The sequence below is a fragment of the Romboutsia weinsteinii genome (assembly GCF_002250835.2).
GTDB lineage: Bacteria > Bacillota > Clostridia > Peptostreptococcales > Peptostreptococcaceae > Romboutsia_A > Romboutsia_A weinsteinii.
Genome location: NZ_NOJY02000006.1, coordinates 121932 through 140225, shown reverse-complemented (window position 1 = coordinate 140225; position 18294 = coordinate 121932). Strand labels below are relative to the sequence as shown.

The following is an 18294-nucleotide window of genomic DNA, read 5'->3' as shown; positions in this document are numbered from 1 at the left end:
AATACAAAGAAATATATAATTCAAATTACGAATTATAAAATAAAAAACAACAAAAATATTCCTATTTATATACAGAATATGATATAATGTATGAGTATAATATACGGGAAAATTGGAGGAGCTAAAATGTTCAAAGTTACAGAAGTATTGTTATCAGAAGAGCAAATAAAAGCTAAGGTATATGAATTAGCTAAGCAAATAGAAAAAGATTTTCAAGGTGAAGAATTATTAGTAGTAGGTATACTAAAAGGTGCTAGTGTATTTGTTGCAGATTTAATAAGAAATATAGACTTAGATGTAAATATAGACTTTATGAGTGTTTCAAGTTATGGAAACTCAACTGAATCTTCAGGGACTGTAAGAATAATAAAAGATTTAGATGTTGATATAGAAGGTAAAAATGTTTTAATAGTTGAAGATATAATAGATTCAGGATTAACTTTAAGCAACCTAGTTGCAGCGTTACAAACTAGAAATCCTAAGTCATTAACATTATGTACTTTACTAGATAAGCCACAAAGAAGAACAGCTGATATGCATGTTGACTATGTAGGATTCGTTATAGAAGATAAGTTCATAGTTGGATACGGTATAGACTGGGCTGAAAAATATAGAAACTTACCTTATATAGGTGTAGTTGGAGAGTAATTATTTTTAAAAGCTACTTTGAATTTTCAAGGTAGCTTTTATTTTTTTGTAATAAGCCATAAGAATTTAGCAATAGGAATTATATTTAATTTTATGAATAAGCTTAAATATACAATTTAAAAATATCACATTTAAGATAGTGGATTATATATTAGATATTAGAGATATAATCAAGTTTATTAATCAACAAATAAAATTAAAGGTGGTTTTATTATGCATATAAGCTCGTATCAAAAGATGTATAAGTTTATGAGTGATTACTTAATAAATAGAATGAATGAAGAGCTAAAGGTTGTAGACATAGGAAGTCAAGATGTTCAAAATTACTATGGAACATATAAGCCTATGATGGTAAATACAAAGTGGGAATATATCGGTTGCGACATGGTAGCGGGCAAAAATGTAGATGTAGTTTTAGAAGATGTTTACGATTGGAAGGAACTAGAGTCAAATTTTGCAGATGTAGTTATATCAGGTCAGGCATTTGAACATATTGAGTACTTCTGGGTTACAATTATGGAAATAAGTAGGATATTAAAAGAAGATGGTTTGTGCTGTATAATAGCTCCATCTAGTGGACCAGAGCATAGGTATCCAGTAGATTGCTGGCGTTATTATCCAGATGGATTTAGAGCGCTTGCTAAATTTGCGGGATTAAAGGTGTTAGAAGTATACACAGAATGGGAGGAACATGACTATCCAGATGGCGGTGGAATGTACAAAGACAGTGTACTAATTTGTCAAAAGGCAAAGCTTAAAGAGTCTGAAAAGATTAAATTAGATAAAAAGATTGAATTAGTAAAAACATTAGTAAGAGATTATGAGATAAATATATAAAAATATAAAATAGATTATCATATAAATACTGATAATCTATTTTTATGCATTAGATTTCTAATTATATTTTAAAAATAGTAGTATTTAATAAAATACTTAGAAAAGTTAAGAAAATACTGAAATACCAAAATATCTATATATTGAATAATTCTATATATTTATACAGAAAATTTAGGTATAATTGCATAAGAGATTATTATATATAGGCTAAAAAAGGAGGGTATATGATGGATATTCAACTTAGTATATTACAGTTTTTTCAAAGTATGAGATCGCCGCTACTAAATGTAATGTTTTTAGTTTTTACTATAAGTACAGAGACACCAGTAGTAGTCTTATTTACGGTTATGATGTATTGGTGTATAAATAAAAAATATGGTCAGAGAATTTTGTTTGCATTAGTTGGAAACATAACTTTAAATACAGGAATAAAAGAATTTGTAAAAGCACCTAGACCTATTGGTACAAAAGATTTGGAGTCTCTAAGGGTTTCTACTGCAACTGGATACTCATTCCCTAGTGGTCACACTCAGACTGGGACAAGTTTCTGGGTGAGTTTAATGAGTATTTTTAAGGTTAATTGGCTTTACATATTAGGTACAATAATGATTTTAGGTGTGGGAATATCTAGACTATACCTAGTTGTTCACTGGCCAATAGATGTACTATTTGGATGGATCTTTGGGATAATATTTACTCTTTTACTTGGCAAGGTTTTTGATTACGTAGATAAAGAAAAAAATTATTCGATTTTACTGTTTATTTTAATTCTATTTGGAGTTATTGCATTCTTTTTAAATAGTATTGATTACATGAAAATGTTTGGGCTTTTCACAGGATTTGTATTAGGATATATAGTTGAAGATAAATTTGTTGATTTTTCCACAGAAGATAAGACTAAAGGTAGAATTAACTTTGGTAGTAGGACTACTAAGAGAAGCAATAGAATGGCTATAAATATATACAGATTTATAGTTGGAATTATTACCTTAGGATTAGTATATATAGGACTAAAATATTTAAAAGAGGCTATTATGCCATATATAGTACTTGATAATATGAATTTAGTAAATATGATTATGGATTATATTAGATATGCATTAGTAGTATTTTATGGAGTGGCAGGAGCACCTGCATTATTTAAAATACTTAGATTAAATTAATTATTAATAAAAATAGATTTACTTGGAAGGGTGATTATTTGAAAAAAGTAGTAATAATAGGAGCAGGAGCAGCAGGCATGATGGCTGCATCTGTAGCAGCAGATAGAGGTTTTGATGTAACTCTTCTTGAGAAGCAACACAGAGTAGGAAGAAAAATCTTAATAACTGGAAAAGGTAGATGTAACATTACTAGCGACTGTGAAATAGAGGAATTAATAGAAAATGTACCTAAGAATGGTAAATTCTTATATAGCGCATTTTATACTTTTACAAATACTGATGTTATAGATATGTTTAATAAATTAGGTGTAAAAACCAAGACAGAAAGAGGGAAGAGAGTTTTCCCTGAAAGTGATAAGGCGCATGATATTGCAAATGCATTAGAGAAACAAATTAAGAATAAAAAAGTAAAGATAATGTTAAACACAAAAGTAGAAAAAATAGTGGCTAAAAATAATAAAATAGAAAAAGTAATTTTATCAGATAAAAAGGAAATAAAATGTGACTCTGTAATAGTAGCAACGGGAGGGCTTAGCTATCCTCTTACGGGTTCTACAGGAGATGGATACAAGTTTGCAAAAGAGCTTGGACATACAGTAACAGATATAAAACCATCTCTAATAGGTATAGAAGTGCAAGAAGACTTTGTTAGGGACTTAGAAAAACTATCACTAAGAAATGTTTCTATATCTGTATTAAACAGTAAAAACAAAAAAGTCTATGATGATTTTGGTGAAATGGAATTTACTAAGTATGGATTAGATGGTCCAATAATTAAATCTGCAAGTTGTAGAATGAAGGATACTACAAAGGAGAATTATAAGATTGTAGTAGATTTAAAACCTGCTTTAGATGAAGAAAAACTAGATAAAAGAGTTCAAAAAGATTTTCAAAAATATACAAATAAGAAGTTTGAAAAAGCACTAGATGATTTATTACCTCAAAAGCTTATACCTGTTATTTTAGATTTAAGCGAAATACCAAGAGAGACTTTAGTTCATCAAATATCTAGAGAGCAAAGAAAGAATTTAGTTAATTTGCTTAAGAACTTTACGTTCACAGTGAAAAGATATAGACCTATTGAAGAAGCGATAATTACTTCTGGAGGAATTAAGGTAAGTGAAATAAATGCAAGTACAATGGAATCTAAGTTAGTAGAAGGATTATTTTTTGCTGGAGAAGTAATAGATGTAGATGCATATACTGGAGGGTTCAATCTTCAAATAGCATTTTCTACTGCATATTTAGCTGGTGAAAACTGTTAAATAGAATATTGATTTAAAAGGAACCATGTGGAATAAATTACCTAGGATTAAAAAAATATAAGTTCATATACTATAATCAGCAACACAATTACTTATAAAGGATGGTAATCGACATGGCAAACAACAATAACAACAAAACAGTAGTACCTGGAGCAAAACAAGCTTTAAACCAAATGAAATTAGAAATAGCTAATGAACTTGGAATGAGCAATTACCAACAAGCTGACAAAGGTAATCTTACAGCTAGAGAAAATGGTTATGTAGGTGGATACATGACTAAGAAACTAGTTGAAATGGCTGAGCAACAAATGTCAGGAAAACAACAATAATAAATAATAATTAGATGTTTATAACAGTAGATACAGTGAAAGGCCTATCTTTAATTAGATAGGCTTTTTACATTTTATAAGTTAGTGATAATAAAATTTTTATTAATGGACAAAATAGACAATGAAGATAAGTACATAAAAGGAGGACTATTATGTCTACAGTAAATTTTGAAGAAATAAAAACTAAATTTATAAACAGTGATTTAGATGAAAAAATAAGAATCTATACAAGTACAGAAGGGTTATCAGTTGAACAATTTAGAGAACTATTAAAATATTACCCTATACAATATTTATCAAAGTTAGAAAAGGCACTTGGATAGAAATAATAAAAAAAGAAGTCAATTGACTTCTTTTTTTTGTAAAAAATTTTATAGTTATGTAATTTTACTGTAATGTATTTTTGTGTACGTAGTTATATACTCTTTCGTTACCAAGGTCTATAGAACCTGTAGTTATATACTGAGTAATATTATCTACGTCTATAGCTGTAAGATATTGATAAGGTATTAATAAATTATATCCACTGGACTCAAGTAAATTTTTAAACTGAATTTTTTGTGGTATTGTTGGCTTATTATTAGTAGTAGTATCAATTCTTTTTTTCTTTGATTTTGACAGGCTTTCATTTTGAATTCCTATTAAGGTATCTATATAACTTATATAAGACACTTTAAAGTCCTCATCAGCTAGAAGCTTATTATCTAAGATATCACTAATAGAGTCATCAGATAAGATGTTATCTGCGAATTTATCTGCCGTTAACTTTCCTGTAGTGATTCCTTTTTGGTATTTTCTTAGAACCTTTTTAGTGTAGCTGTAAATTTTACTGCGTGTTTCTAGGTCAAGTTGTTCAATTAGCAATGTAAAACACTCCTTTTATGATAATATAAGAAAATTTCATCATTTTTAGTATTGACAAGTATAAAAAATATTATAATTGTAAAAATTACAAATAAATGTAAAATATATTTGGAGTTGATGAAATGATAAATGGAATTATTAAATTGTTCTATAGCGAAGTGGTAAAAACTAAGATGAAATCAATGTCATCTGGAGGTTATGATTTAAGAAATGGTGGAAAAGAAATCAGAAATATAACATTAAAAATAGATAGTTTATTTTTTAAAGTATTAAAATTATTTATTGGATTTTCGTTACTTATTATAGCTTTTAATATAAATATAATACTAGGTATAGGCACTTTTTTAGTAGAATTCACATATTTAATTTATAAGAAAAATTTAGAATCAGAAATTAAAGAAAAGATTGATGATATAAAGAACAATATAGAAATAACTACGGATAATTTTGTTAGTGAAAGTGACAAAACAAAAATAAATGCCCTAATATCATTGCTTATAATCGGTATTTTAACTCGATTTAACGTAATAATAATAGTAAGCTTTATAGTGGTTTTTATATTTACTATAAAAGACATATATAGTAATATAAAATAATAACTAGATAATTTTTAACGGGGGGAGAAGATGACATATGGGCAATACTAGCTACAAAATGAGTAACTTAGTAGAGATATCTACCATGGTAACTGAGTCCTCGGACTTTTTCAGCATAAAAGATAAAATAATAGAAAAAATGCTTGAAGTAGTTCACCCAACTAAGGCATGCGTAAATTTATTTTATAAGAATAATTATCAATATGCCTATTTAGTATGTTCTGAGACTTTAGAAGCTATACCACAGTTATTCCCTATAATGCAACCTAGAGGGGTTAAGATTGACTTCAATACATATCCCAAATATATACATGAAGCGGTTAAAGAAAAAAAAATAATTTATGTAGATAATATATTTGAAGATGAAAGAGCTGATGATGAGCGTGAATTAGCAGCAGAAGAAGGATATGTTGGACGTATTGTATATCCACTAATAACTAACAATACAGTGGTTGGATTTATGACTTGTTTTTTAACGGAGACGGATAAGCTAACAGAAACAGACATAGATTTTATATCGTCAGTAGCATCTCTTATAAGTTTATCGATAGATATAACAACCAAAAATAACAATATGAATTTATTAGTACACAAATTAAGAGGATCAATAAGTTCTATAAATGAAGCAACAAAAAAACTTTATATGAATAAAAATATTAATGAATTCTTAGATCATCTAAGTGAACAAGCTTGCAGTATTACAAGTAGTAAAGAAGCTGTAATAATGATAAATGAGAATGATAATAGTAATAGAATGTTTAGTTCTTATAATCATGGTGAAAAAAATTATATCAATACATATACTGCCATGAGTAAAATCATAGAGAAGGAAGATATGGGTGGATATGAAAATAATATAAATGCCCACATAGAAGCAGGGGTAAATATAGATAGCTATATTTACTATAAGCTTAAAGATAAGAATAAGATAATAGGAATTATTGTATGTGTTAACGGAGAAAACTACACAGAGGATGATTTGAATATATTAAGCATATTAGCCAAACAAGTTTCTGTAGGTATGCAACTGTATGAATATAACTCTGTTGAGGTAAAACATAGATTACTAGCAAATGAATTAAATATTTTAAATAAACAGCAAAAGCTTATTATGGATGAAAGTAAGATGGATTGTAATGAGCAAAAAGAATTGTACTTCTACCATAGACCAGCAAGAGTAGTAGGGGGGGACTTCTACTATGCTATGAGAGTTGATGAAGAAAATATAGTGTATATAGTAGCTGACGTAATGGGACATGGTATAGTTTCAAATTATGTTGTTGCCATGATAAAAGGTGCATTTAAGGTGCTTGCTCATCAATATAAAACATCTGAAGAAATAATGACAAACTTAAATAAGATGCTTTATGATGAGTTTGATAAAATGGGAGTGTTTACAACTTGTTTAATAAGTGTGGTAAATACTAAAAATAACACTATTACAGTATCAAATGCAGGTCACTATAGTCCTATAATGATTAGAAAAGATGGCTCAGCAGTTCAAGATCTAAAATGTGTAAAAGGAATACCCTTAGGAATACTAGAAGATGCAGAGTACGTAAATAATATACATGATATAGCTGACTATCCTATGGTTTGTATGTATACTGATGGAGTATTAGAAATAAAAAATGTACAAAAAGAAGAGTATGGAATCTCAAGGTTACAAGAGTTCTTACAAAATAACTTTGAATATGATAGAGAGAAGATAGTAGAAAATCTAAAGGATAACTTAAAGAAGTTTGCAAATATAGATAGTTACGATGATGATATACTTGTGGTTATGTTAAAGGATAAGTAAGGAGCATATATGAAATCAGAAAATCCGGAAGTTTTAATAATAAATGCAAGCCCTAGAAAAGGACAGAGTTGTTTTAACATCGCTAACAATATATCAGATGCATTGGATTTAAACAATATATCCAATAAAGTATTTAACATTTATGATATGGAAATAGAGTATTGTATAGCATGTGGCTTCTGTGATAAAACAGGATACTGTAAATATAATGATGATATGAAGCCTATGTATGATATGTTTGATAAGTCAAAGGGGTGCATAGTTATAAGCCCTGTTCACTTTGATTGTATCTCAGCAAAGATGAAGACCGTTGTAGATAGAACGCAAGCGATTTATGCGAGTAAATATATTCTCAATAAATCATCTATAGATAGAAGTAAGAAACGAATCGGAATGTACATTGCTGTTGGTGGTAGTACGCAATATGAAAGCCAGTTCATGGGTGGAGATATTGTTATGGACTTCTTTTTTAAGAGTATAAATAGTAAATTAAAGTATAATCTAAGGCTAAATAGCACGGATAGTTTATCATACAATGAAAATAATGAATTTAAAGAGATGCTTGATGAAAATATAGATAATTATATAAAAGATATAAAATCAATTTAATATAATGATATGAAAAGGAATTACTAAAGTATAATACTTGGTGGTTCCTTTTTTACTTATTTAGGTATTGATAGTTAGATAAAATTTATTTTAGTTGTTAATAACGTTTCTTTTGTTTAAATTTCCCATAAACAAAGAAAATTGGCTATAATAACATGTATATAGATTTTGAGTAGAAATAGATAACAAATTAGGAGGTAATCATGCTTAGATATTTAACAAGTGGAGAATCGCATGGAAAAAGTCTTATATCCATATTAGACGGAGTACCAGCTAATATAGAACTAAATATAGAGGAAATAAATTTGGAATTAAAAAAGCGCCAAAGTGGATATGGTCGTGGTGGAAGAATGAAAATAGAGCAAGATAAGATAAATATATTAGGAGGGGTAAGAGGTAAAAAGACCTTAGGAGCACCTATTTCTATTGAAATAGTAAATAAAGATTATGAGAATTGGACTAAATATATGAACCCTATGGAAGATGCTGACTTTGAAACTAGAAAGGTTAGTAATGTTAGACCAGGACATGCTGATTTAGTTGGGTGCTTAAAGTACGATTTCGAAGATGCTAGAAATGTACTTGAGAGATCTAGTGCAAGAGAAACTGCAAGTAGAGTTGCAGTAGGTGCTATATGTAAGCAAATCTTAAAAAACTTTGAAATTGACTTAACATCTCATGTAGTTCAAATAGGAGAACATAAAGAAACTAATTATTATGACTTTGACTACATAAAAAGCAATGTGGATAGCAGTGAAGTAAGGTGTGTAGATAAAACCCTAGAAGAACAAATAATAGCTACAATAGATAAGACTAGGGCTAATGGAGACACTATAGGTGGAGTAGTAGAAGTAAGAGTAAAAAATGTTATACCAGGGCTTGGTTCATACACTCACTTTGATAAAAAAATAGATGGACAGCTTGCAATGCACCTTATGGGTACTCAGGCCATAAAAGGTGTAGAGATTGGAATTGGATTTGATGTAGCAAAAACTAGTGGATCATCTGTAATGGATGAGATAAGTTATGATGATGAGAAAGGAATACGTAGAGTTACAAATCGCTTAGGTGGTATAGAAGGTGGAATGACTACTGGGGAAGAAATAATAATAAGGTGTGCTATGAAGCCGATACCAACACTTTATAAACCTTTAAATTCAATAGATGTAAATACACTAAAGCCTTATCAAGCAAGTATAGAAAGATCTGACTGCTGTGCTGTACCAGCATGTAGTGTAGTCTGTGAAAATGTAGTAGCATTTGTTATTTGTAAATATTTCTTAGAAAAAATAGGTGGAGATAACTTACAAGATTTAAAATCAAATTATGAATCTTATCTAAAAAGGCTAGGTGATCGTGGATGGAAAAGATAGAAAATAAAGTTTGCAATATAGCTATAGACCGAAGTTACAAATTTTTTGAAGAAGCAATGATATTAGCAAATTGTAAATCTAATGAAAATACTACACAAGATAAAGATGTTAACTCAATATACGATTCGGTTCTGGTAATAACAGATCAAAATGTATATAACCATCAACTTAATAAATTTATTGATAAATTAAAAGTAAAAACCATATATGAATACATTATTCCTGCAGGAGAAGATTCGAAATCTCTAGGAGTATATGAAGAAATAATTAATTATTGTATAAGAATAAATTTATCTAGAAAGTCTGTGATAATAGCTCTTGGTGGAGGGGTAGTAGGAGATTTAGCAGGATTTGTAGCGTCTACATACATGAGAGGTGTTGATATAGTGCAAGTTCCAACTACTCTTTTAGCACAAGTAGATTCGTCAATAGGTGGAAAAACAGGGATAAGCATAGGGAATTTTAAAAATATAGTAGGAAGTTTTTATCAGCCAAAGCTTGTATATATAAATGTAGGAGCTTTAGAGAGTTTACCTATAGAAGAATTTGAAACAGGTATGAGTGAAGTAATAAAGTATAGCCTAATATATGACTATGAATTTTTAGACTATCTAATAGAAAATAGTGAAGATATAATGGAAAGAAAAACAGAAAGCTTATACTATATAGTTAAGAAGTGCGCAAGCATAAAAGCTTATGTTGTAGATGAAGATGAAAAAGAAGGTGGGCTTAGAAAGATACTAAACTTTGGACATACATTTGGTCATGGAGTAGAAAAGTTATGTAAAATAAGTCATGGTCATGCAGTAAGTATTGGTATGAATATGGCGTTTAGGTTATCTCTACAGCAAAATATAATTGAACAGGGATATTACGATAAATTTATAACTGTGTGTGAAAAATATAATCTTCCAATAGAATTTGAAGATGCAGATGAAAAAGAAGTGCTAGAGATTATGAAGAGTGATAAGAAAAATAGCTTTGGAAAGATACACTTAGTTTTACCTGTAGGACAAGGTAAGGTTGAAGTAGTAAATAATATAGATGAAGAAATAATATTAGATATAGTAAAGAGGTGTAAATATGCTTAGAGGGAGCTTTGAACTTATAGGGGATAAATCAATATCACATAGATCCATTATGTTTTCGTCAATAGCAAAGGGAAACAATAAAATAAGTAACTTTTTAATGGGAGAAGATTGCTTAAGTACGATTTCTTGTTTTAGAAAAATGGGTGTAGATATAGATATAGTAGGAAAAGATGTTTTTGTAAAAGGTAATGGACTTAGGGGGCTAAAAGCTCCGACAGATATACTTGATGTTGGAAACTCAGGTACAACTATAAGGCTTATAATGGGTATACTTGCAGGTAACAACTTTGATGCAACATTGATAGGAGATGAATCAATAGGAAAAAGACCTATGAAAAGAGTAGTAGATCCGCTTAGACTTATGGGGTGCAAAATAGAAGGTAATGATGATGGAAACTATACTCCAATAAAAATCTATGGGGGGAATTTACACAATATAGATTACAAGATGCAAGTAGCTTCGGCTCAAGTAAAATCAGCATTAATACTAGCTAGCTTATATGCAGATGGAAAATCAATAATTAATGAAAAGGTAAAAAGTAGAAATCACACAGAGATAATGCTTAAGTCTTTTGGAGCAGATATACAAGTTGATGATTTAAAAATAAAAATAAATCCTGTAGAAGAGTTATTTAGTCAAGATATATATGTTCCAGGAGATATATCTTCAGCAGCATTTATAATTGTTGGAGCGCTTATTACTAAAGGTTCAGAAGTAATTATAAAAAATGTTGGATTAAATGAAACGAGAACAGGAATACTAGATGTAGTAAAGAGCATGAATGGAAATATTGAAATAATAAATCAAAGACTAGTAAGTGGAGAGAAAGTAGGAGATTTATTAGTAAAATATAGCGCAAATTTAACTGCAACTACAATAGACAAAGAAATAATACCAAGACTAATAGATGAGATACCTATAATAGCTGTACTAGCTACTCAAGCAGAAGGAACTACTATTATAAAAGATGCAAAAGAGTTAAAAGTAAAAGAAAGCAATCGAATTAAATCTGTAGTAGACAATCTAAAGAAGATGGGAGCTAATATAGAAGAACTAGAAGATGGTATGGTCATTACTGGTAAAAGTAAGTTAGATGGTGCTTATATTGAAACATTTAAAGATCACAGAATAGCTATGGCATTCTCAATAGCTAATTTAATTTGTGAGAATAAAGTTAAATTAGATGATACAAAATGTATTGATATTTCTTTTCCAGGATACTTTGATTTATTGAAACAATTATTAAAATAAACAATACTATTTGATTTTAGCATGAAAATTATGTATAATTGTATTGAAAAGTAACTAAATTTTGTATTTTGTATACAAAGTTAATAATAGGAGGAAATTTTAATGAAATTACCAATAGCGTTATCTAACAGACACGTTCACTTAAGCCAAGCAGACATAGAAGCTTTATTCGGTGCTGGACATGAGTTAACTCACTTTAAGCCATTATCTCAACCTGGTCAATTTGCATGTGATGAAAAAATTGACTTAGTAGGACCTAAAGGAACTATAAAAGGTGTTAGAGTTTTAGGACCAGCAAGACCATCTACACAAGTAGAAATATCTTTAGCTGATGGATTTGCATTAGGAGTAAAAGCTCCAGTAAGACAATCTGGTGACGTAGCAGGAAGTCCTGGCGTTAAATTAGTAGGACCAGCTGGTGAAGTTGAATTAGCAGAAGGTGTTATAGTTGCTTCTAGACACATACATATGAGCTTAGAAGATGCTGCTAACTTCGGTGTAGAAGATAAGCAAATAGTAAGCGTTAGAACTTTTGGACCAAGAGCTGTTGTGTTCGAAAACGTATTAGTAAGAGCTAACGAAGCTTTCGCTTTAGAAATGCACGTTGATGTTGAAGAAGGAAACGCTGCAGGAGTTAAAAATGGAGAAGAAGTTGAATTAATAAAATAATTAGTGTATCTAATTTTAATATTAATTATAATTTCAAAACCTTAATATATTAAAAGGTATGTGCATTGCACATGCCTTTTTCGTATTTTTGTAAGTAAAAAATGCTTTATAATATAATTTTTAAAAAAATTATATTATAAAGCATTTTATGTTTATCTTTTTTCTTTTGGACTTAAATAGTCAATTCCGTAGCTGTACATCTGCTCTAGTAGAGGTAACATTTTTTCGCCCATTTCACTTAGACTATATTCCACCTTAGGAGGAACTACAGGATATACTTTTCTATTTATTAGGCCATCTTCTTCAAGACTTCTTAATTGATTTGTTAACATTTTTTGAGTAACATCTGGTAACTTTCTTTTAATTTCACTAAATCTTAAACAACCACCACTTAAATACCATAGTATTAATATCTTCCACTTTCCAGAAACTAATTTATGTACTAAAACCATGGGGCAAGTTCTATACTTAACACATCGCTCGTTCATATGACATTTATTATGGGATATCATAACTTTATCCATTGTACACACCTCACATTAAAGGACCACTAAATTATAAAAATATACTTAAATCGACTTTTTTTATTATACCATAAAAGTAATTATTGGATAAATATATATATATAGGAATACGTTGTCTTAAGAAAGTTAAGTATAATAAATATTTGCTTTAAATATAAAAATATACAGTATCTTTTTTGATACTATATATATAAAAAGTGCCTACTTGTTAAAAAAAAAGACATTATATATTATAAGGGTGTATACAAGATTCAACAATAAGAAAATAAAAAATGCCCAAACTATGAATTTTAAATGCTATCAAGGAAAAAATAAACCGGATAATTAAATTATGTTAGAAATAATATAAATATTATTACTATTTAATTAGCTCTAATTAGGCATTTAAATAGTTTCTTCTATGTGATAAGATATTCATGGAATAAAATGTAACTATGACAATTAAAGGAGAACAATTATGAACAACAAGATAGCTAACATGATCGACCATACTATATTAAAGGCATTTACAACTAAAGAAGAAGTTGTGAAGATATGTAGTGAAGCAAAAGAACACGGATTTTTTTCAGTATGTATAAACCCAACTCATATACAATTAGCAAAAAAAGAATTAGAAGGATCAGATGTAAAAGTTTGTACAGTTATAGGATTCCCTCTAGGAGCTAATACGCCAGAAGTGAAGGCATTTGAAACTAAAGATGCTATAGCTAAAGGTGCAGATGAAGTAGATATGGTAATAAATATAGGTGCTTTAAAAGATAAAAACTATGATTTAGTATTTGAAGATATAAAAGCTGTAGTAGATGCAGCAGATAAAAAAGCTTTAGTTAAAGTAATAATAGAAACTTGTTATTTAACTGATGAAGAAAAAATAAAAGCATGTGAAGTAGCAGTAAAAGCGGGAACTGATTATGTAAAAACTTCTACAGGATTTGGTACAGGTGGATCAACTCCAGCTGACATAAAGATTATGAGAGATACTGTAGGAAGTGAAATAGGAGTTAAAGCTTCTGGTGGAGTAAGATGTGAAAAAGATGCAATAGCTGTTATCGAAGCTGGAGCAAGTAGAATAGGTGCAAGTGCATCAATAGCTATAGCTAATGGTTCAGATGAAGCTGGTAGCGGATATTAAGAAATAATCATACTCATAAAAGTGTATAATTCGACATTTCAGTTTAGAATGAGAATTAATGGGTATATATTATGTTAAGGATAGAAAAAATATTTAATATATTTTAGTTCTTTCAACAAAAAACTTAAATATATTATTAATTTCAAAATATAAGAAGGTTTTTTTCCTATTACTGTAGAAGTGTTGTAAAGATAGTGTGTCTTTTGTACACACAAATATTTATTGCACTTTAGATAATCAGTATGATTGGAGCAATATATAAGGAGGATACATAATTATGGCTAAATTTATGAAAACACTTGACGGAAATACAGCTGCTGCACACGTTTCGTATGCATTTACAGACGTAGCTGCTATATTCCCAATAACTCCATCTTCAACAATGGCTGAAGTAGTGGATGAATGGGCTGCTCAAGGAAGAAAAAACATATTTGGACAACAAGTTAGTGTTGTAGAAATGCAATCAGAAGCAGGAGCGGCAGGAACATTCCACGGTTCTTTACAAGCAGGAGCTTTAACTACTACATTCACTGCATCACAAGGTTTATTATTAATGATACCAAACATGTACAAAACAGCAGGTGAATTATTACCAGGAGTATTCCACGTAAGTGCGCGTGCTTTAGCTGCACAAGCTTTATCAATATTCGGAGATCACCAAGACGTTATGGCAGCTAGACAAACTGGATGTGTAATGTTAGCATCAGGATCTGTTCAAGAAGTTGCTGATATATCTCCTGTTGCGCATTTAGCTGCAATAGAAGGTAGATTACCATTTATAAACTTCTTCGATGGATTTAGAACATCTCACGAAATACAAAAAGTTGAATTATTAGAAAATGAAGATTATGCAAGTCTATTAAACATGGATGCTGTAAAAGAATTCAGAAATAGAGCATTATCTCCAAACCACCCAGTAACTAGAGGTACTGCACAAAACCCAGATGTATACTTCCAAACTAGAGAAGCTTCAAACAAATACTATGATGATATCGTAGGAATAGTTGAAAAATACATGAACAAAATGGGAGAATTAACAGGAAGACACCATGGATTATTTGATTACTACGGAGCAGAAGATGCTAAGTATGTATTAATAGCTATGGGATCTGTAACTGAGACTATAGAAGAAACAATAGATGCTTTAAATGCTAAAGGAGAGAAATATGGTTTAGTTAAAGTTCACTTATACAGACCATTCTCAAATGAACATTTATTAAAAGCAATACCAGCAACAGCTGAAAGAATATGCGTACTTGATAGAACAAAAGAACCAGGTGCTAATGGTGAGCCATTATACTTAGATGTACGTTCTGCATTCTATGATGAAGAAAAAACACCAATGATAATAGGTGGAAGATACGGATTAGGATCAAAAGATACTACTCCAACAGAAATAAAAGCTGTACTTGACAACTTAGTTTCTGAAAATCCTAAAAACAGATTTACAGTTGGTATAGAAGATGACGTAACTCATACTTCATTAAAATACAATGATACATTAAAAGTATCTGCACCAGGAACAGTAAGATGTAAGTTCTGGGGATTAGGATCTGACGGTACAGTTGGAGCTAACAAGCAAGCTGTTAAAATCATAGGAGATCATACAGAGAAATATGTTCAAGCTTACTTTGACTATGACTCTAAGAAATCTGGTGGGGTAACTATGTCTCACTTAAGATTCGGAGACGAGCCAATAAGAGCTACTTACTTAATAGATGAAGCTGACTATATAGCTTGTCACAACCAATCTTATGTTCATCAATATGATTTATTAAAAGGACTTAAGAAAGGTGGTACATTCGTACTTAATACTATATGGGATGCTCAAGGTTTAGAGGAAAACTTACCTCCTAAGTTAAAGCAATTTATAGCTAACAATGATGTTAAGTTCTACACTGTAAATGCTACTAAGATAGCTTCTGAAATAGGACTTGGAAACAGAATAAACATGATAATGCAATCTGCATTCTTTAAGTTAGCTAACATAATACCAGTAGAGCAAGCTGTAGAATACTTAAAAGATTCTATAAACAAAGCTTACGGTAAAAAAGGTGAAAAGATAGTAAATATGAACTATCAAGCTGTTGAAAAGGGAATAGACTCATTAGTATCAGTAGAAGTTCCAGCATCTTGGTCAGGAGCAACTACAGAACATGAACACCAAACTGATGAACCAGACTTCATCAAAAACATACTAAGACCAATAACTGCACAAGAAGGTAATAGCTTACCAATAAGTACATTTATGGGATTAGAAGATGGTACTATGCCTCATGGTACAGCTGCTTACGAAAAACGTGGTATAGCAGTAAATGTTCCAGAATGGGTATTAGAAAACTGTATCCAATGTAACCAATGTTCATTCATATGTCCTCATTCTTGTATAAGACCAGTACTTGTTAGTGAAGAAGAAGCAAACAATGCACCAGAAGCATTCAACACTAAGAAAGCTATGGGTAAAGGATTAGAAGGATTACAATATAGAATACAAGTAAGTCCACTTGACTGTACAGGATGTGGAAACTGTGCTGACATATGTCCAGCTAAAGAAAAAGCTTTAGTTATGAAGCCTCTTGGTACTCAAGATGTAGAAGTTGATAACTGGGCATTCGCAGCAGATACAGAGAAGGTTGCTCCTAAAGGAGATGTTATGGCTCCTACAACAGTTAAAGGAAGTCAATTTAGACAACCATTACATGAGTTCTCAGGTGCTTGTGCTGGATGTGGTGAAACTGCATATATCAAAAATATTACTCAATTATTCGGAGATAGAATGATGATAGCGAATGCTACTGGATGTTCTTCAATCTGGGGTGGTTCTTATCCATCAGCTCCATACACAACTAACCATGAAGGTAAAGGTCCAGCTTGGGCAAACTCATTATTCGAAGACAATGCTGAATTCGGATATGGTATGTATATAGCTGTTAAGCAATTAAGAGCAAAAATAGCTCAAAATATGGAAGAGTTATTAACTATGAACATTTGTGATGAATCTAGAGAAGCATTTACTGCTTGGTTAGATGCTAAAGAAGGTGGAGATGCTTCTAAAGTTGCAAGTGCTAAAGTTGAAGTTGTATTAGCTAACGCTCACAATATAGAAGATGAAGCTATAAAAACATTAGTAGCTGAAATAGATGAAAGAAAAGATTATCTAGTTAATAGATCTCAATGGATCCTTGGTGGAGACGGTTGGGCATATGACATCGGTTACGGTGGATTAGACCACGTTTTAGGATCAGGAGAAAATGTAAACGTACTTGTATTTGATACTGAGATCTACTCAAATACAGGAGGTCAAGCATCTAAATCTACTCCAGTTGCTGCAATGGCTAAGTTCGCTGCTGCAGGTAAGAGAACTAGAAAGAAAGATTTAGGTATGATGGCTATGTCTTATGGAAATGTATACGTAGCTCAAGTTGCTATGGGTGCTGATAAGAACCAATTCATGAAGGCTGTAGTAGAAGCTGAAAAGTTTGATGGACCATCATTAATAATAGCTTACTCTCCATGTATATCTCACGGATTAAAAGAAGGTATGGGACGTAGTGTAGCTAATGAAGATCAAGCTGTTAAAGCTGGATACTGGCATTTATATAGACACAACCCAGAGTTAAAAGCTCAAGGTAAGAATCCATTTACATTAGATTCTAAAGCACCAACTCAAAGCTTCAGAGAATTCTTAACTAAACAAGTAAGATACTCTGCAATAGCTAAGCAATTCCCAGACGTAGCTGAAGAGTTATTCACTAAGGCTGAGGAAGATGCTAATGATAGATACCTAAGCTATAAGAGATTAGCTGAAGTAGATACTTTAGTATTACAATAATATTAAATAGATATATATGAAAAGGGATGCATAAGCATCCCTTTTTTTGATATAAGGTAAATATTGTTTTGAAATGGCTAGTTTGAATGATTTGACGATAAGTTACTTAATTAAAAAACTTAACAAATGTTTATTGAATCTTAACAAATGTTTATTGAATCTTAACAAATGCTTATAAATGAAAAGTATTTTGGTAAAAATTGTGATATATTATTAATAGGTAATAAACTATAACATCTGAGGATATAGGTAGATAATTTAAACTGAAATGTAATACTAAGTTATCAAATTAAGGTTTTATATATAGAT

At 30.3% G+C, this 18294-nt stretch carries 17 protein-coding genes; 15 read left to right on the top strand and 2 right to left on the bottom strand.

The window, feature by feature from the left end; translation table 11 throughout:
• Positions 1 to 126 precede the first annotated feature (126 nt).
• The 6 genes from hpt (at position 127) to CHL78_RS05165 (ending at position 4565) form a co-directional block, all read left to right on the top strand.
• Positions 127 to 648 carry a hypoxanthine phosphoribosyltransferase gene (gene hpt, locus CHL78_RS05190; RefSeq protein WP_094366253.1) on the top strand — a complete coding sequence of 174 codons (522 nt, stop codon included), beginning with the start codon at positions 127 to 129 and terminating at the stop codon, positions 646 to 648.
• 213 nt (positions 649 to 861) lie between these two features.
• A complete protein-coding gene (locus CHL78_RS05185; RefSeq protein ID WP_094366255.1) occupies positions 862 to 1485 on the top strand; it encodes a class I SAM-dependent methyltransferase in 624 nt (207 codons plus the stop codon).
• A 224-nt stretch (positions 1486 to 1709) separates the two neighbouring features.
• Complete coding sequence (locus CHL78_RS05180) at positions 1710 to 2648, top strand: phosphatase PAP2 family protein (RefSeq protein WP_243446373.1); 939 nt, start codon at positions 1710 to 1712, stop codon at positions 2646 to 2648.
• Positions 2649 to 2686: 38 nt separating this feature from the next.
• On the top strand, positions 2687 to 3913 hold the full coding sequence (locus CHL78_RS05175; RefSeq protein ID WP_094366259.1) for a BaiN/RdsA family NAD(P)/FAD-dependent oxidoreductase: 1227 nt from the start codon (positions 2687 to 2689) through the stop codon (positions 3911 to 3913).
• 113 nt (positions 3914 to 4026) lie between these two features.
• Positions 4027 to 4242, top strand: coding sequence for an alpha/beta-type small acid-soluble spore protein (locus CHL78_RS05170; RefSeq protein WP_094366261.1), 216 nt, complete (start codon positions 4027 to 4029; stop codon positions 4240 to 4242).
• Between the two features lie 152 nt (positions 4243 to 4394).
• Entirely contained in the window at positions 4395 to 4565 is a 171-nt protein-coding gene (locus CHL78_RS05165) for a hypothetical protein (RefSeq protein ID WP_094366263.1), read from the top strand.
• 64 nt (positions 4566 to 4629) lie between these two features.
• On the opposite strand, the gene CHL78_RS05160 is transcribed toward CHL78_RS05165, so the two are convergent.
• Entirely contained in the window at positions 4630 to 5106 is a 477-nt protein-coding gene (locus tag CHL78_RS05160) for a hypothetical protein (RefSeq protein WP_094366265.1), read from the bottom strand.
• 122 nt (positions 5107 to 5228) lie between these two features.
• Here CHL78_RS05160 and CHL78_RS05155 point away from each other — a divergent pair, with 122 nt between their 5' ends.
• The 7 genes from CHL78_RS05155 (at position 5229) to pduL (ending at position 12497) form a co-directional block, all read left to right on the top strand.
• Complete coding sequence (locus CHL78_RS05155; protein WP_094366267.1) at positions 5229 to 5702, top strand: hypothetical protein; 474 nt, start codon at positions 5229 to 5231, stop codon at positions 5700 to 5702.
• Between the two features lie 37 nt (positions 5703 to 5739).
• Positions 5740 to 7503 carry a GAF domain-containing SpoIIE family protein phosphatase gene (locus tag CHL78_RS05150; protein WP_094366269.1) on the top strand — a complete coding sequence of 588 codons (1764 nt, stop codon included), beginning with the start codon at positions 5740 to 5742 and terminating at the stop codon, positions 7501 to 7503.
• 9 nt (positions 7504 to 7512) lie between these two features.
• The gene (locus CHL78_RS05145) at positions 7513 to 8112 is read left to right on the top strand and encodes a flavodoxin family protein (RefSeq protein WP_094366271.1); all 600 of its coding nucleotides are present in this window, start codon (positions 7513 to 7515) and stop codon (positions 8110 to 8112) included.
• A gap of 203 nt (positions 8113 to 8315) precedes the next feature.
• Positions 8316 to 9485 carry a chorismate synthase gene (gene aroC, locus CHL78_RS05140; protein WP_094366273.1) on the top strand — a complete coding sequence of 390 codons (1170 nt, stop codon included), beginning with the start codon at positions 8316 to 8318 and terminating at the stop codon, positions 9483 to 9485.
• On the top strand, positions 9473 to 10576 hold the full coding sequence (aroB, locus tag CHL78_RS05135; RefSeq protein WP_094366275.1) for a 3-dehydroquinate synthase: 1104 nt from the start codon (positions 9473 to 9475) through the stop codon (positions 10574 to 10576). The genes aroC and aroB overlap by 13 nt, the downstream gene beginning before the upstream one ends.
• A complete protein-coding gene (gene aroA, locus CHL78_RS05130) occupies positions 10569 to 11828 on the top strand; it encodes a 3-phosphoshikimate 1-carboxyvinyltransferase (RefSeq protein ID WP_094366277.1) in 1260 nt (419 codons plus the stop codon). Before aroB ends, aroA begins: the two co-directional genes overlap by 8 nt.
• Before the next feature lie 102 nt (positions 11829 to 11930).
• Positions 11931 to 12497 (top strand): phosphate propanoyltransferase, encoded by a 567-nt coding sequence (gene pduL / locus CHL78_RS05125; protein ID WP_094366279.1) that lies wholly within the window; start codon positions 11931 to 11933, stop codon positions 12495 to 12497.
• A 152-nt stretch (positions 12498 to 12649) separates the two neighbouring features.
• On the opposite strand, the gene CHL78_RS05120 is transcribed toward pduL, so the two are convergent.
• On the bottom strand, positions 12650 to 13021 hold the full coding sequence (locus CHL78_RS05120; protein WP_094366281.1) for a winged helix-turn-helix transcriptional regulator: 372 nt from the start codon (positions 13019 to 13021) through the stop codon (positions 12650 to 12652).
• Positions 13022 to 13478: 457 nt separating this feature from the next.
• On the opposite strand from CHL78_RS05120, the gene deoC reads away from it, so the two are divergent.
• Positions 13479 to 14153 (top strand): deoxyribose-phosphate aldolase, encoded by a 675-nt coding sequence (deoC, locus tag CHL78_RS05115; RefSeq protein WP_094366283.1) that lies wholly within the window; start codon positions 13479 to 13481, stop codon positions 14151 to 14153.
• Positions 14154 to 14430: 277 nt separating this feature from the next.
• On the top strand, positions 14431 to 17985 hold the full coding sequence (gene nifJ / locus CHL78_RS05110) for a pyruvate:ferredoxin (flavodoxin) oxidoreductase (RefSeq protein WP_094366285.1): 3555 nt from the start codon (positions 14431 to 14433) through the stop codon (positions 17983 to 17985).
• The last annotated feature ends 309 nt before the right edge of the window (positions 17986 to 18294 follow it).

What these genes read in the sequence shown, in the direction of transcription:
- hpt (WP_094366253.1), top strand. Translation starts at nt 127, where the DNA reads ATGTTCAAAGTTACAGAAGTATTGTTATCAGAAGAGCAAATAAAAGCT.
- CHL78_RS05185 (WP_094366255.1), top strand. Translation starts at nt 862, where the DNA reads ATGCATATAAGCTCGTATCAAAAGATGTATAAGTTTATGAGTGATTAC.
- CHL78_RS05180 (WP_243446373.1), top strand. Translation starts at nt 1,710, where the DNA reads ATGATGGATATTCAACTTAGTATATTACAGTTTTTTCAAAGTATGAGA.
- CHL78_RS05170 (WP_094366261.1), top strand. Translation starts at nt 4,027, where the DNA reads ATGGCAAACAACAATAACAACAAAACAGTAGTACCTGGAGCAAAACAA.
- CHL78_RS05165 (WP_094366263.1), top strand. Translation starts at nt 4,395, where the DNA reads ATGTCTACAGTAAATTTTGAAGAAATAAAAACTAAATTTATAAACAGT.
- CHL78_RS05155 (WP_094366267.1), top strand. Translation starts at nt 5,229, where the DNA reads ATGATAAATGGAATTATTAAATTGTTCTATAGCGAAGTGGTAAAAACT.
- CHL78_RS05150 (WP_094366269.1), top strand. Translation starts at nt 5,740, where the DNA reads ATGGGCAATACTAGCTACAAAATGAGTAACTTAGTAGAGATATCTACC.
- CHL78_RS05145 (WP_094366271.1), top strand. Translation starts at nt 7,513, where the DNA reads ATGAAATCAGAAAATCCGGAAGTTTTAATAATAAATGCAAGCCCTAGA.
- aroC (WP_094366273.1), top strand. Translation starts at nt 8,316, where the DNA reads ATGCTTAGATATTTAACAAGTGGAGAATCGCATGGAAAAAGTCTTATA.
- aroB (WP_094366275.1), top strand. Translation starts at nt 9,473, where the DNA reads ATGGAAAAGATAGAAAATAAAGTTTGCAATATAGCTATAGACCGAAGT.
- aroA (WP_094366277.1), top strand. Translation starts at nt 10,569, where the DNA reads ATGCTTAGAGGGAGCTTTGAACTTATAGGGGATAAATCAATATCACAT.
- pduL (WP_094366279.1), top strand. Translation starts at nt 11,931, where the DNA reads ATGAAATTACCAATAGCGTTATCTAACAGACACGTTCACTTAAGCCAA.
- CHL78_RS05120 (WP_094366281.1), bottom strand. Translation starts at nt 13,021, where the DNA reads ATGGATAAAGTTATGATATCCCATAATAAATGTCATATGAACGAGCGA.
- deoC (WP_094366283.1), top strand. Translation starts at nt 13,479, where the DNA reads ATGAACAACAAGATAGCTAACATGATCGACCATACTATATTAAAGGCA.
- nifJ (WP_094366285.1), top strand. Translation starts at nt 14,431, where the DNA reads ATGGCTAAATTTATGAAAACACTTGACGGAAATACAGCTGCTGCACAC.